Here is a 14,401-nt window from a genome sequence, read left to right as displayed (position 1 = left end):
AAACGGAATTTGTATTGGGAGTACCGTACGGAAAAAGGTGAAATCGAGTGGATTAATGAACATGTTGTTTCCATAAACGGAATAGAGCTTGATGTTCGCACAGATACGTATGACTATAGAAAAGACTGAGGACTAAGAGAACATCAACTTAGTCCTTATCTTCTTCCTTATGAAGATGTTCCTGCTTGTTTAGGAACCTGATGATTCGATGGTTCCCTTTGATTTCTAGTAAATGAATTCCTGTATCACCCGTCGCAAATATAAATTCATTATTCATTGGTTGTTTGAGAAAGGCTTTGAGTAAATTCGAAATCGTTCCTCCGTGAGATACAATGGCTACCCTCTCATATTCTTGATAGTCAAAAAAGACTTTGTGAAAAATATTATCGGTTCTGAAGCGGAATTCTAAATCTGATTCGCCATCTTGAATGGGAATATGAGCCGGTCTTCCGTCTTTTGGTAATGGATATTTAATAGCCGCTTCTTCTCTTGATAATCCGGCAAGTACGCCATTGTTAAATTCCATTAAATCTTGTTCTATGATTAATTCACAGCCAATTGACTCTTCCAGTATTTTGGCTGTTCGATTAGCTCTGATTAAAGGACTGGAAAGGATGATATTTGGTGGATAATGTTGTTCTATGTATGCTGCCATCCTTTTCGCTTGCTTCTCCCCTAACTCCGTTAATGGAAAGTCAGCCCTGCCTTCATGTACACCTAATAAATCAGCTTCCGATTCTCCATGTCTAATAATGAGTAATTCCATACAATATCCCTCCGAGAAATATTCTTAAGTAGATTGTTGCATTAATGTTATTTCTTTACAATACATTTTATGGTATGATAACCAAAATTAAAAGCAATGAAGAGAACAGTAAATCACCTGATACTTTAATAGAGAGCCCTGTTAGCTGAAAAGGGGTAAGCATTCACTGATTGAAACAAGACTCTGAGCTTCACATTGGATCCCTTCAAGGATGGGTAGATGGTGTGACGGATGCTCCCGTTATCAAGCTAAAGTATAAGCATGACTATTTTGCAGTACTTGAAAAGGTTTTGATGGTGACATTAGAACAAACTGGGGTGGTACCACGACATGTTAATCTCGTCCCCAAGACAAAACGTCTTGGAGGTGGGATTTTTTATTTTGCTAAAAAACATGTCGGAGGGATAACGGATGAAATTATCTAAATGGAAGTATCCAAGCTTTTATTTAAGCGCAGTAGGAATTGCTAATACTGGTCAATGGGTCTATTTGTTGGCTATTAACTTGGTTGTCTTAGAAATGACAGGTTCTGCATTAGCAGTCGCAGGACTATATATGATAAAACCATTTGCACGTATGTTTGTTGGGTTATGGGCTGGTAGTGTAATCGACCGATCTTCCACGAAGCATTTGATGATTTCCTTAGATGTGATAAGGGCGTTGTTAATTGTAAGCATTCCATTTTTAGATTCCATATGGTTTATCTATACACTTGTATTGTTTATTCAAATGGCCAGTGCGATGTTTGATCCTGCCTCTTTTACGTACATGACATTGCTATTACCTGAACATAGTCGTAAACGATTCAATGCACTGCTTAGTTTTGTTCATTCGGGAGCTTTTATTATGGGACCGGCACTAGCGGGGATATTATTTATGGTTGGTTCTCTTGAGATGGCGTTGTTTGTGAATGTCGGTGCCTTCTTATTGTCAGCCGGTTTAACATACTTACTACCAAACTTAGTCCATGGCAATTCTACAAGTAATTCTAAAATAACCTATAGTAACATTCGTTCAGATTGGCATTTAGTTTGGCGTTTTAGTAAGGTTGCGTTTCCTTTTGTAATTGTCTATATGGTCTTTCAAGGAGTTATGTTGTTGACAGCTGCCCTTGATTCGATGGAAGTAGCGTTTTCGAAGGAAGTTCTTCATCTTACAGATGCAGCGTACGGTTCACTCGTTAGTATTGCAGGAATAGGTTTTTTGATTGGTTCCATTTGTACGAATGTTATCGTTAAATATTCTACTGCAAAACAAATGATGTGTAGTGGCACTACTTTCGTGGCAATTGGGTATGTCATTTATAGTTTTTCAACAACTTATATGATGGCAAGCATCGGTTGTTTTATTCTAGCCTGCTTTCTTTCACTCGCAAACACTGGTTTCATGACATTTATACAAGAGAATATTCCAATAGACATGATGGGGAGAATCTCGAGTTTGTATGGGATGATTGCTCATACGATACAGCTATTTGTCGTCTTAATTATGGGGTTAGCAGCACAATGGTTTTCAATACAAGAAGTCGTAATCAGTGGTTCCATTCTCATGTTGATTGTTGCAATCTTGCTCATTGTCATAGTCACCCGATTAGCAGCCTATAAAATTGCCAAAGGTTAAAACTGTTATTTACAAAATCTCTTTGAAACCCCTCGCTGAATTCTTGCTGTCAGCTAGGGGTTTGGTGGTGATTAAATAAGAGCTAGATATGATCCAATTACAACAAAACCAATCACTGCAAGCATGAAAACTCTTGTTGAACTAGAATTTTTAATCGAGTCAGTCAGAATTTCTTTAACCGTCACCATATAAATCATTCCAATTGATAAACTGATAAAAACCGACCAGAAAATAGGATCATCAATTCCTAAAAAACTCCCGAAATATGCACCTGCCCCTACAGGTAAAGCAACTATAAGAGAAAATAAAATCACAGTCCAGATGCCAAGACCCGCGATAAACAAAGGAGTAAATACGATGATGCCTTCAGGAACATTATGAAGAAATATTGTTTGAAGGATGGACATGTCTAATTTGGAGTCTTGATTAGAACCTAAAGTGATTCCTATTGGGAGGTTATGAAGTGCAATGCTTAACATTAACATCGCTCCAGTATATAAGGGGCAAAGCTTTTCTTTCCTTTCTGTAAGTTCTACTTGATACTTAAACGATTTATGTATGAACTTGAACAGAGTAACACCTATTAAAAATCCCGAAATAAATGTAAACCAATTGCCTATATCGATTGCTTCAGGAGCAATTTCAAAACTAATTAAACCCAGAATTAATCCTGCACAAATACTGTAAACGGTATCTATTCTCTTCTGAAACCCTCTTAATATCCAGGCAATAACACCTCCGATAGCAAAACCTAACGCAGTACATAAATACCCAACCACCCATATTGAAGACATGTTAACCACCCTTATGATGTTTGTCTCTATGGTTATATGGGTTTTCATGTGGATTTATGAAAGACTCCCATACATGAGTTTTGCCATCTAAACTTCTATGATTAGATGTTTGTAAAAAAAGCATAAAAAAAGCAGGCTCCCATAAGGGTACCTCCTCTTAATACTCATCAAAAGGCACTTCCAGCTTCATTACCTTTTGATAAATCTTACTTTTCGCCTTTGAATCCACTATTCCCGATCCAATAAATTCAAAAGTATAGCCATCGTCAAATACGAAAATATATTTTTCATCACGGTCTTTCTCTTCGTCGTATAATTCGTGCGTCACTTTCGCTAGGTCAGTCCATTGATATTCGACCTTTGAACCCAGGATTGAATTATTTTTGATAAAATCCTCATGGAGATAAACGTAGTTTTGAACACCTAAGCTGAAAATGATGAAAAACCCAGCTACTGCCATGATCCCTGTTATAATATTAAGCATTTTAGATTTTGAAAAATACATAGCACATAGTACAGCGATAACAACTGTAAATGCTAAACCATACAGCACCATACTTGTGCCCTTTGGAATAAAAACAATTTTATCAGGTGTGTCCGAAATTGTAACTGCAACAACCATGGGTGTCAGCAGCATCACAAATGGGGCTATAATTAATAAAAGTAATGAAAAAATCCAAAATTCACTTCTACCTTTATTGTTCATACAATTTCTCCTCATTATAAGTCTTGATTTTTAAAGCTCGCTAAAAACCAAAATATGTAAGTTTCTGATTTCATTGTAAAAGAAAATCTTAAACTTGTAAATCATTACCTAAAAACATATTTTCCTTTCATAAAAAAACACCTATTAAGATATACGTATCTTAAAGGTGTAAGTTTCTACAAGCCAGCTATTTGGAAAAACATGTGGATAATCTAATTAATCAACATAACTTGCTCTTCTTTGGCGAATTTGATAAGTATTTAACTGCTTAAATAATAGTGAAGATTTTTCTTTATCAACTTCAAAATCAATTCCGTATTCAATTTCATCAGTTTTTCTAGATTTTCGAATAATAGAACCCACCATTTGAAAAGGGGTATCTATAATCTCAAAACGACATTCCACTCTAGCATGTAGCGGAATCTCGATTGATGAAGAAAAGCCCAATCCTTTTACACTAAGGTTATCAATACTTAAGAACATTGACTCTCCACCATGTACTAATAGCTGTCCGCTTAACGATCGTTGAAAATTCACTCGAAAAAACTCGCGACGATTTTCGCTCATTACGTTCCCCCCCTTACTTAAAACACTAATTACATGAGTCAATTTCATAATTCATAAAATGTAAACACGAACATTCTAACAACAGAAATTCTGTCGATTTCCGTTACGGGCGGACGCTCTCCGCGGGTGGTCTGTGTGCCTCCTCGTTCGCATGAAAACATATGCTCGTGCGGTTACTCGTCGCAAACGAATTGTTCACAATTCGTTCTCTGCGGGGTCATACCTGGACACACTTCTCCCGCCGGAGTCACCGCCCTTCACTCCAATCAAATGACTGAAATTACAACAAATTTAAAGAACTTCACTTCAAATATTCGTGTGTATCATTCATCAAAAGGCATTTATGAAATTGAATTACATATATAAATTAATTAGCAGCCCTTTAATTTCTCCAACCATCTGAAGAATGTCAATACCTTCCTTTTCATTATTTAACACTTCATCGTGAATTTCAATAAGTTTTTGATCAATCACTTCAATTAATTGGTGATTTTTCATACCTCCACTAGGACTAAAGCTTTGTTTATCGGATAATTGCAAACCATAACTTAATGATTCTCCAATAAACTGTTTTACTAAATTTTTATAATCAACGAGGTTCTCTATTGTTTTTTGTTTCGTAAGCTTCTGTCCTTGTGCATCCACCCGAGTCATTAATTGATTTAATGATTCCAACTGCAATTTTGACTGTGATTTTTTTATGACAGCTGAAAAAGATTCAGTGTATTTATTTTCCGTAGCACTTTTTTGAAGCCTGTCGCTTGGAAATTTCGTTTGCCCTTCGATACGCAAATGAAGCACCTCTTTTTACTTATTATAGCTTTGCTTTTTCTTTAACATATTGATGACTAGTTCTACTTCTCCTTGGTCCATCTTTAGAACTTTGGTTATTTGTGAAGGCGAAAAACCTTGTTTATATAGTTTCGATATTTTTTCATTTTCAAACTCGTCCACATTAGAATTTATGTCATTAGTCTGTTTCTCATCGTCTTGCTTATCCAGGTTATGTACACTAGTAGATACTCTCATCATGCCAGAATCTAGTTGTTCTTCTAATCGTAGAATTCTTTCGCCAAGTTTACTTTCTTTCCGCTTGATATAATCAATGAGTTTATTATAAAGTTCATCATTTTCTTTTTCTAAATTTGTCACAAACTCTTCCATGCTTTGATGAATGGCTTCTGTATCCTCCAACAGTTGAGTCCTTTGTTGTTTAAACTGAGACAATACCATAAACGATCTTATATTCACTAAAATCACTAAAATAATTAATCCTATTAGTAACCATTCCACGGGTATCACCTTACCCTTCTGAACCTTTTTCTAAAAACCTAATAATTTTCATGTATAGCTAGAACTGATGCACGCAAACGCAACATTGCTTTTGAATGAAGCTGAGAAACTCGAGAAACACTTACATTTAGTACTTCTGCAATTTCCGTTAACTTCAAATCCTCGAAATAACATAATGAGATTGTTATTTTTTCTTTTTCTGGCAAACGTTCTATAGCATGTGTTAAAGATTCTTTAGTCATTTGCTCGGTTAAATATCGTTCTGGAGACCCCGAATGATCATTCACCATATTATATTTTCCTACTTGATTATGTTCGTTATAAGTAGACTCATCAATAGAAGTCATCGTTGATAAAGCAGCCTCTGATACTGTTCTGTTCAGCTCGGCTTTTGTAATACCTAGATAGTCACTAACTTCCTCATCTGTAACTGAATAATTATTTTGCTGTTCTAAAACAGCATAAGCTTTTTCAATCTTTTTCACTTTTTCTCTTACAGAACGAGGTAACCAGTCACTGTGCCTAAGGCCGTCAATAATTGCTCCTTTAATTCTCCACGATGCATATGTCTCAAACATTAAATCACGCTCGATATTGAATTTATCAAACGCATCCAGCAGACCTTCATATGCAAGACTTCGTATGTCATCCTTTTCGACTGTTTTAGGCAAACTGATCATAAACCGTTGAACAACATAGTCAACCAATGGAAGATACCGCTCGACTAGATATTCTCCAGCTTGTGGATCGCGCATTTTTTGCCAATTTCCCCAGTAATGAAGTTCTTCTTTTGACAATTTATTGTTGTTCAACATGAGTTTCACCACCACTTATAGATTATAAGAAAAGTCCAAAGCACATTTCTGCCCCTCCGATAGAGCACTTAGGCAGGCGCTTGCTAGATAAAGTTACTTGAGATTTGTATTTTGTTTAACGTCCAATTGGGTTGCCGCAATGCACTCTTTTGATCATCTCTTACATCAACAGCAACCTTTAATAAAGCTTAATTTTTAAAAAGCATTTTCAATAAGAACCCTTTGATTCCAAGCTTATAAGCAACCGGTAACTGTAAAAATTCACTCGTCACATTTTGCATTGCCTGTGAAGCATGACAGTTTGGGAATGCCAGTAAAAACGGGACTTGTTTTTTCACTGCATTTGGCACATTTACATCACTCGGGATAAATCCTAATGTTCCAATCTGTTTATTTAAAAACTGCTCAGTTACTTTTTTAAAGTTATCAGCTGTTTGTTTTCCTTCTTTTACACTCGTGCATTGATTAATAATTAACTTCATATGTACGTTTTGATCCTTGGCATGAACCATTTTCACAATAGAATAAGCATCTGTAATCGAAGTAGGCTCTGGAGTTGTTACTAAAATGACATCATCAGCTGCTAAAATAAAACGCAGATTTTCATAAGATAACCCTGCACCTGTGTCCAAAATAATGTAATCCACCATTCCTTGAATCGTGCTTAACTCCGTAAAGAATTTATTCATTTTCGTTTCATCCAATCGAAACATATCATTGAATCCTGTACCGCCAGATATAAATAACAATCCATTTGGACCTTCTTCGATAATATCCCAAATAGATAAGTCCTTTTCAATCATCGTGGCAATGGACTCCTTGTTAGATCTACCTAATAACACATCCACATTCGCAAATCCTAAGTCAACGTCAAAGATTAGTACTTTTTTGTTTTGTTGGGCAAGGCTTAACGCAAAATTTAAGGCGAAATTCGATTTTCCAACGCCACCTTTTCCGCTTGTGACGGCAATAATTCGAGTTTGTCTTCGCTCTTTTTTGGATTTCTTTTGTAGCACTTTTTCTCTTAATTGTTTTGCTTGATCAATCATTTTCATCTTCTCCTAATACGAAGTTCGCTATCATCTCCGGAGTTACCGTAAGAATATCATCTGGAACATTTTGGCCATTGGCAATATAACGTATCGGGATTGAATAATGATAAATCAAATTCAGGATGGCACCTGATGAACTAGTTTCATCTTTTTTTGTCAAAATTAGTTGGTCCATTGCGATTGTTTGGAAATTACCAATGATTTTCTTCATATCCTCATACTTTGAAGTAAGACTCAATACTAAGTTGATTTGGATTTTCTTTTTCTCTGGCAACATCTGCTGTAGATCATCAATATACTGTTTTTGTTGATAGTTCCTGCCAGCAGTGTCCATCAAAATAATGTCGCAGTCGCTGAGGTCGTCCATGGCAACAGTTAAGTCAGCTGAAGATTCGACTACTCGAATCGGTATATTCAGAATGCCTGCATAGGTTTTCAATTGCTCTACTGCTGCTATCCGATAAGTATCTGACGTAATTAGTCCCACTTTTTTCTCTTCACTCAACAAGTAATCTGCAGCTATTTTAGCGATGGTTGTGGTCTTCCCTACTCCAGTTGGACCAATAAAACAAATGATGTCTACTTTTTTTCTGCTCGGTCTTTTTTTATGAGCATTAATTAATTTGATGATTTCTTTACGAGCTAAAGCATGTAATTTATCTTCCGTGTAATTGGGATGTTGCTCTAACATGAGCATTAACTTTCCTAATATCTCCGACTGGACTTCTTCAGTGATTCCTTGTGCATTAAGTTTTATGTTCAACGCTTTTAATGCTTCAGGTAGTCGATCCTCATCAATCACTTGGAACATGAACTGCTTTAGGCTTTTCAATTCACTCATAAGCTCATTCAAATTTTCATCCTTCATAACTGGAGAATTTTCGGATTCAATATCAACTGAAGTCTCCTCCATCTCAGAAGGTTGGAATTCAGTTTTATTAGGTTCAGTACTTCTCATGGGTTCGCTTGGTTTTGTTTCGACAGCTGCAATTACCTCGAGTTTTTCTTGCTTAAAAAAACCTAAAAAACCACCTGTTTTAACTTTTTTTGTGTTCAATATAAGCGCGTCTTCCCCTAAATCTCTTTTAATCATTGGTATTACTTGGGTCATATTATTTACAGTATAAGTTTTTAGCCTCATTAGTTATTAACCGCCCCGACTGGGATTTTGCCTGCACCGGCTGAGATATTGATTACCCCAACGCTTTGAATTTCTATCTCTGGTTCTAGTTCGTTATATGACAGTACTGGAAGATCTGGTGCAAACCGTTCTATAAACTGCCTCATATACATGCGTATTGCAGGAGAAGTTAGTAGAATCGGCTGAACGCCAGACTGTTGTAATTGTGATGCTTGTTCTTGAATTTTTTGAAAGATAGTTTGTGATGTCTCTGGGTCAATTGATAAATAACTACCTTGTTCCGAACGATGTACAGACTCCGCGAATTTCTTCTCGAGGCTAGCACCTGCCGTAATAACCTGTAAAGGTTCATGTTGAATGGTATACTGCAAAGTGATTTGTCTAGAAAGAGCTTGTCTCACATATTCTGTCAGTAGATCTGGATCTTTCGTTTGTGACGAGTAATCTGCTAATGTCTCTAAAATAACAAGTAAATTTCGGATCGATACTTTTTCTTTTAATAGCTTCATCAAGACTTTTTGCACGTCACCAATTGCCATCATCTGTGGAATTAATTCTTCAATAACTGCAGGTGAAGTTTCACGTACATTTTCAACGAGTGATTTCACTTCTTGTCTGCCAATTAATTCATGAGCATGGCGCTTAATCACTTCGGTAAGATGAGTTGAGACAACGGACGGAGGGTCTACAATTGCATATCCCGCTAACTCCGCTTCCTCCTTCATTTCTTCATTCACCCATAGCGCAGGCATACCAAACGCTGGTTCAATCGTCTGAATACCTTCAATGCTGTCATCATCTATTCCAGGGCTCATGGCTAAGTAATGATCGAGCATGATTTTACCAGACGCGACTCGGTTCCCTTTTATTTTAATGACATATTCATTTGGTTGAAGTTGAATATTATCGCGAATTCGGATTACCGGAACAACGATTCCTAGTTCTATTGCACATTGTCTACGAATCATAATGACGCGATCTAATAAATCTCCACCTTGATTCTTATCAGCAATCGGAATTAATCCATAACCGAATTCAAACTCAATTGCATCAACATGCAAAAGATCAATAACACTTTCCGGACTTTTTAATTCTTCACGCTCTTGGTCCCCAGTAGTTGTTGCCTTCTCTTCATTTTCCTCCGCTGATAATGTTTGTTGCATTTTAAAGCCCCCAAAGGCAACCAACGCTGCAACAGGCAAAACTAGTAAAGGATTAATCGGTGTAAATACTGCAATTAATGACAGTGTTCCAGCTACCACATACAACATTTTCGGATAGGCGAAGAGTTGTTTGGCAATATCTGAACCTAAGTTGCCTTCAGAAGCAGCCCTCGTGACCACGATTCCCGCTGCAGTCGAAATCAATAATGCTGGAATCTGACTTACTAGACCATCTCCGATTGATAACAGCGTAAATAGTTTTGCAGCTTCTCCAACGGGTAATTTATGTACCATGACACCTATTAATAAACCACCAATAATATTAATCAGAGTTATGATGATTCCAGCAATCGCGTCACCTTTAACGAACTTACTCGCACCATCCATCGCACCATAGAAGTCCGCTTCTTGGCTTACTTTTTCTCTGCGCTTTTTTGCTTCTTGGTCAGAAATCATTCCTGCACCTAGATCAGCATCGATACTCATTTGTTTACCCGGCATAGAGTCGAGTGTAAATCGTGCAGCTACTTCTGCCACACGTTCAGACCCCTTGGTAATAACCAGGAACTGAATAATTACTAATATTAAGAAAACCAAAATCCCTATAATGGCACTTCCACCTACAACAAATGAACCGAATGTTTCTATAACCTCACCACCAGTTTGATTCGTTAATATCGATCTGGTAGTTGAAACATTTAACCCTAATCGGAATAATGTTGTAAGTAATAACAAGGTAGGAAATATTGAAAACTGTAGCGCTTCTTTCGTATTCATCGCTACAAGAATAATGGTTAGAGCAAGACTAATGTTAATCATTATTAAAATATCTAGTAAAAGTGGTGGAAGAGGAATAACCATCATCACGACAATCATAATGACTGATACTAAGACGACATAATCTCTGATTTTCAAGTTGCTACCTCCTCACTCGTGTTCATTTGATTTTTCCTTTTAATCGATAAATATATGCTAAAACCTCTGCTACTGCTAAGAATAATTCTTCAGGAACATAGTCTCCTATTTCTACCTGATGATATAGAGCACGAGCGAGTGGTTTATTTTCCATAATCACAATTTCAAGTTCCTTGGCTTTTTCTTTAATTTTCAATGCAAGATGGTCTTTTCCCATTGCAATAACCATCGGCGCTTCCATTGATTCTGCATCATATTTAATGGCAATTGCATAATGTGTCGGATTCGTAATCAGTACATCTGCATTTGGCAGATCTTGAATCATTCGGTTCATACTCATTTGCCTTTGCTGTTCTTTTATTTTTGATTTAATCAGAGGATCCCCTTCTGATTTCTTGTATTCATCTTTAATGTCTTGCTTTGACATGCGAATGCCTTTTTCAAATTCATACTTTTGATACATATAATCTAAAATAGCTAAACACAATAATATAATTGCAGAAACTAAAGCCATTTGAAGTGTTAGTGAACCTATAAATGATAAGGAATGGCCAATGCTTTTCTGGGAAAGTAAAAATAGCTCTTCTTTTTCTGACCACAAAACACTAAAGGCGGCAAAGCCAATAATACCAATTTTAAGTAATGACTTTAAAAGCTCTACTAAAGCACGCATAGAAAATATTCTCTTTGCACCTGCAATTGGATCTATTCGTTCTAATTTCATTTTTAAAGGGTCCGTCGTAAATATTGATCCCACTTGAATGTAATTCCCTAGAAAGCCAAATACCAAAGCTACAATCATGATGGGAGTAACAACTTTCAAAGCATTAAATGTCATCTGTTCGAATAGATTGCGAATATTATTAGGAGACCATTCCCAACCTATGTACTGACTAAAGTTAACTCGATAGATTGCCAGAAGCTGATCAAGCATCCATCCTCCTGAAAACTGGAGTAACAGAATTCCACCTAGCATAATCATAGCCGCGGCTACTTCAGGGCTTTTGGCTACTTGTCCTTTGCGTTTGGACTCTTGCCTTTTCTGTGGAGTTGCTTTTTCTGTTTTTTCCCCAGAAAAGAATTGTAAATCTAGATTTAGAAGATATCTTTTCTCCACTTATGCCCCCCCTAATAATCGGATCAACTGAGACATGCTAATCAGTATCTTTTCAAACAGGATTTGCAAAAGGTAAAAGAAAATTGGCATCGATAAAAACAACATGATAAACCCTACAATAATCTTTAAAGGAAGTCCGACAGCAAAAATATTTAATTGTGGAACGGTTTTAGCTAAAATGCCAAGTGCTACATCAACTAGAAATAGTGCACCCACAATCGGTAAAGCGATTTGTAAAGCAATCATAAACATTTCAACAAATAATCTTGTGAAAAAATGTGCAACATCTTCCATTTTCGCCGAAAAGGCAATTGATTCTACAGGAAAAGATTGAAAGCTTTGCATAACTCCATCGAGCATTAAATGATGCCCGTTAACTGTGAGTAAGAAAAGCAAGGCTAAAATGTATTTAAAATGACCAATGATTGGAACCTGGGTTCCGGTCTGTGGATCCATGACACTGGCAATCGAAAAACCCATTTGGAAATCGATAAATGCGCCAGCTATTTGAACCGTATACAAAAGTAGTGCAGCTGTAAAACCTAGTGCTAGACCTACGCCTAGTTCCTTAATAATCAATAGAATGTAAAAGGAATCTAACAAAAGCGGCTCTCCTTCTGGGAGACTCGATAAAGCAACCAAAGCAATAAAGAAAGCAAGGCCCACCTTAAATTGATTGGGAACACCCTTCATCGCGAACAAAGGGGCAATCATGAAAAAGCTTGTTAAACGAACAAAAATAAGTAAAAGATACGGATACATCTCAATGATAGAATTCATATTAGGCCAACTATCCGATTAATTGTGGGAGCTGTTGAAATAAGTCTCTTGTAAAATCCAATAAGAGCGTAAGCATCCAAGGTCCGAATAAGATCAGAGACAAAAACACAGCTAATATTTTCGGAATAAATGCAAGGGTTTGTTCCTGTATTTGTGTCATTGCTTGGAAAACACTCACTATTAATCCGACGGCTAATGCAATTAATAGCATTGGTGCAGATATGATGATAATCATGTAAATCGATTGTTCCGCTAGTTTAATTACCACGTCTGGAGTCATCGTTTTCTTCCCTTCACTAATAGCTAACAAGCAGCGATTCGATAATCAAATACCAGCCGTCAACAAGTACAAATAATAATATTTTAAATGGTAATGAAATCATTACTGGTGGAAGCATCATCATTCCCATTGCCATAAGAGTACTGGCGACCACCATATCAATAATTAAAAATGGAATAAAGATAACAAAACCAATTTGAAATGCAGTTTTCAATTCACTAATAGCAAACGCTGGAATGAGTGAAGTCAACGGAATATCTTCAATACTGTCTGGTTTTTTTAACCCTGCATATTTAAAAAACAAGGCTAAATCTTTCTCTCGTGTGTGCTCTGCCATAAATTTTTTAATTGGAACAACCGCAGTATCGAGCGCCTCATCTTGAGTTGAATCACCGTCTAAATATGGCTGTAAAGCAGTCTCATTAATTTCCACCATTATGGGTGACATGATAAAGAACGTTAAAAACAGCGCCAGCCCAACAAGAACTTGATTTGGAGGCATAGACTGTGTGCCTAATCCTGTCCGCACAAATGACAAAACAATGATGATTCGAGTAAAACTGGTAAGCATAATTAAGATGCCGGGAGCAAGAGATAAAATAGTCATTAAGGCTAGAAGTTGGAGGGTAACTGAAACATCCCCTGGTGCATCAGAACCAAAATCGATACCCGGAATACTCACAAGAAATAGGAAGTCGGTCATTTTGAGTTACCTTCCTTTTCTTCATCTACTTCATTTAAATCCTGCTTAAGTTGATCTTGCTTACCCTTTTGTTTATTCAGGCTTTGTTTGAATAAATGCTCAAAACTCAGGTTAGGTTTTGATTCCATCCTCTTGCTTATCTTCTCTTTCGAAAAATTAACGATAGAGGTAGAGATATTCGCTAGAGGGCTAGTGAACAGCGTTGATTGGTTCTCTAAATCTGTTTCAATGTTGTTAATCTCATCCGACTCAGAAAATTCTTTGATTAATGTGACTTGGTCTCCAACACCTATTAAATAAACCTTTTCGCCAACTTTCACAAGTTGCAATGACTTGTTATTACCTAAAGGAGTTCCCCCCATTAATTTAACTGCTTGATTTGGCTGCAGTTTCCTTTGTCTTAAGGCCAAGAATTTTATCAAGGCATAGATCATGACTAGGATTAGAAGCGTATAGAAAATAAGTTTAAATATAATGACCACGAGACTGGTGTCTTCTGTAGTATTCGATTTACTACTTTCTTCTTTTTCTTTATCATCGGTCATTCCTTTAGGTTGTTCTTTTTCAACCCAATCAGAAACCATCGGCTCTTTTGCATCAGCAGAAGATGGGATTAAAACTATTAGAAAAGAAAAAAATAGAACTAGTGCAATAACAGACAAAAAATTTTTTTGAATCAAGGCTTGGTA

Annotated in this window: 17 protein-coding genes and 1 other annotated feature; of the genes, 2 read left to right on the top strand and 15 right to left on the bottom strand. The window is 36.6% G+C overall.

All coding sequences use genetic code 11. The features are described from left to right. Nucleotides 1-9 precede the first annotated feature (9 nt). The gene (locus WBG45_RS01940) at nucleotides 10-129 is read left to right on the top strand and encodes a DUF5412 family protein (RefSeq protein WP_424412112.1); all 120 of its coding nucleotides are present in this window, start codon (nucleotides 10-12) and stop codon (nucleotides 127-129) included. 19 nt (nucleotides 130-148) lie between these two features. Here the strand turns inward: WBG45_RS01940 and WBG45_RS01935 are convergent, their stop codons facing one another. Beyond that, entirely contained in the window at nucleotides 149-766 is a 618-nt protein-coding gene (locus WBG45_RS01935; RefSeq protein WP_424412107.1) for a histidine phosphatase family protein, read from the bottom strand. 87 nt (nucleotides 767-853) lie between these two features. Next, nucleotides 854-1,116 (top strand) — a binding site (T-box leader). Nucleotides 1,117-1,177: 61 nt separating this feature from the next. Here WBG45_RS01935 and WBG45_RS01930 point away from each other — a divergent pair. Beyond that, entirely contained in the window at nucleotides 1,178-2,386 is a 1,209-nt protein-coding gene (locus WBG45_RS01930; protein ID WP_424412106.1) for an MFS transporter, read from the top strand. Between the two features lie 71 nt (nucleotides 2,387-2,457). Here WBG45_RS01930 and WBG45_RS01925 read toward each other — a convergent pair whose 3' ends face one another. From WBG45_RS01925 to WBG45_RS01860, 14 genes are all read right to left on the bottom strand, one after another. Next, a complete protein-coding gene (locus WBG45_RS01925) occupies nucleotides 2,458-3,180 on the bottom strand; it encodes a ZIP family metal transporter (protein ID WP_424412105.1) in 723 nt (240 codons plus the stop codon). Between the two features lie 157 nt (nucleotides 3,181-3,337). Continuing rightward, nucleotides 3,338-3,886 (bottom strand): hypothetical protein, encoded by a 549-nt coding sequence (locus tag WBG45_RS01920; RefSeq protein ID WP_424412104.1) that lies wholly within the window; start codon nucleotides 3,884-3,886, stop codon nucleotides 3,338-3,340. Nucleotides 3,887-4,102: 216 nt separating this feature from the next. Further along, complete coding sequence (locus WBG45_RS01915) at nucleotides 4,103-4,453, bottom strand: PilZ domain-containing protein (RefSeq protein ID WP_424412103.1); 351 nt, start codon at nucleotides 4,451-4,453, stop codon at nucleotides 4,103-4,105. A 354-nt stretch (nucleotides 4,454-4,807) separates the two neighbouring features. After that, nucleotides 4,808-5,254: a YaaR family protein gene (locus tag WBG45_RS01910; protein ID WP_424412102.1), complete on the bottom strand. Its 447-nt coding sequence runs from the start codon at nucleotides 5,252-5,254 to the stop codon at nucleotides 4,808-4,810. A 6-nt stretch (nucleotides 5,255-5,260) separates the two neighbouring features. After that, the gene (locus WBG45_RS01905) at nucleotides 5,261-5,746 is read right to left on the bottom strand and encodes a DUF6115 domain-containing protein (RefSeq protein ID WP_424412101.1); all 486 of its coding nucleotides are present in this window, start codon (nucleotides 5,744-5,746) and stop codon (nucleotides 5,261-5,263) included. A 38-nt stretch (nucleotides 5,747-5,784) separates the two neighbouring features. Further along, nucleotides 5,785-6,558, bottom strand: a complete 774-nt coding sequence (locus tag WBG45_RS01900) for a FliA/WhiG family RNA polymerase sigma factor (protein WP_424412111.1) — start codon at nucleotides 6,556-6,558, stop codon at nucleotides 5,785-5,787. A gap of 191 nt (nucleotides 6,559-6,749) precedes the next feature. Further along, nucleotides 6,750-7,610 carry a MinD/ParA family protein gene (locus WBG45_RS01895; RefSeq protein ID WP_024536604.1) on the bottom strand — a complete coding sequence of 287 codons (861 nt, stop codon included), beginning with the start codon at nucleotides 7,608-7,610 and terminating at the stop codon, nucleotides 6,750-6,752. After that, nucleotides 7,603-8,706 carry a flagellar biosynthesis protein FlhF gene (gene flhF, locus WBG45_RS01890; RefSeq protein ID WP_424412110.1) on the bottom strand — a complete coding sequence of 368 codons (1,104 nt, stop codon included), beginning with the start codon at nucleotides 8,704-8,706 and terminating at the stop codon, nucleotides 7,603-7,605. Before flhF ends, WBG45_RS01895 begins: the two co-directional genes overlap by 8 nt. Nucleotides 8,707-8,753: 47 nt before the next feature. After that, nucleotides 8,754-10,832 carry a flagellar biosynthesis protein FlhA gene (flhA, locus tag WBG45_RS01885; protein ID WP_424412100.1) on the bottom strand — a complete coding sequence of 693 codons (2,079 nt, stop codon included), beginning with the start codon at nucleotides 10,830-10,832 and terminating at the stop codon, nucleotides 8,754-8,756. A 22-nt stretch (nucleotides 10,833-10,854) separates the two neighbouring features. Continuing rightward, the gene (flhB, locus tag WBG45_RS01880) at nucleotides 10,855-11,949 is read right to left on the bottom strand and encodes a flagellar biosynthesis protein FlhB (protein WP_424412099.1); all 1,095 of its coding nucleotides are present in this window, start codon (nucleotides 11,947-11,949) and stop codon (nucleotides 10,855-10,857) included. Further along, entirely contained in the window at nucleotides 11,950-12,729 is a 780-nt protein-coding gene (gene fliR, locus WBG45_RS01875) for a flagellar biosynthetic protein FliR (protein ID WP_424412098.1), read from the bottom strand. 10 nt (nucleotides 12,730-12,739) lie between these two features. Next, complete coding sequence (gene fliQ / locus WBG45_RS01870) at nucleotides 12,740-13,009, bottom strand: flagellar biosynthesis protein FliQ (RefSeq protein WP_424412109.1); 270 nt, start codon at nucleotides 13,007-13,009, stop codon at nucleotides 12,740-12,742. Nucleotides 13,010-13,025: 16 nt separating this feature from the next. After that, nucleotides 13,026-13,712 (bottom strand): flagellar type III secretion system pore protein FliP, encoded by a 687-nt coding sequence (gene fliP, locus WBG45_RS01865; RefSeq protein ID WP_424412097.1) that lies wholly within the window; start codon nucleotides 13,710-13,712, stop codon nucleotides 13,026-13,028. Then, nucleotides 13,709-14,392 carry a flagellar biosynthetic protein FliO gene (locus WBG45_RS01860; protein WP_424412096.1) on the bottom strand — a complete coding sequence of 228 codons (684 nt, stop codon included), beginning with the start codon at nucleotides 14,390-14,392 and terminating at the stop codon, nucleotides 13,709-13,711. Before WBG45_RS01860 ends, fliP begins: the two co-directional genes overlap by 4 nt. Nucleotides 14,393-14,401 lie beyond the last annotated feature (9 nt).

Origin of the sequence: Paenisporosarcina sp., from assembly GCF_049671445.1 — a bacterium.
GTDB lineage: Bacteria > Bacillota > Bacilli > Bacillales_A > Planococcaceae > Paenisporosarcina.
This window is presented reverse-complemented; position numbering and strand designations above follow the sequence as displayed.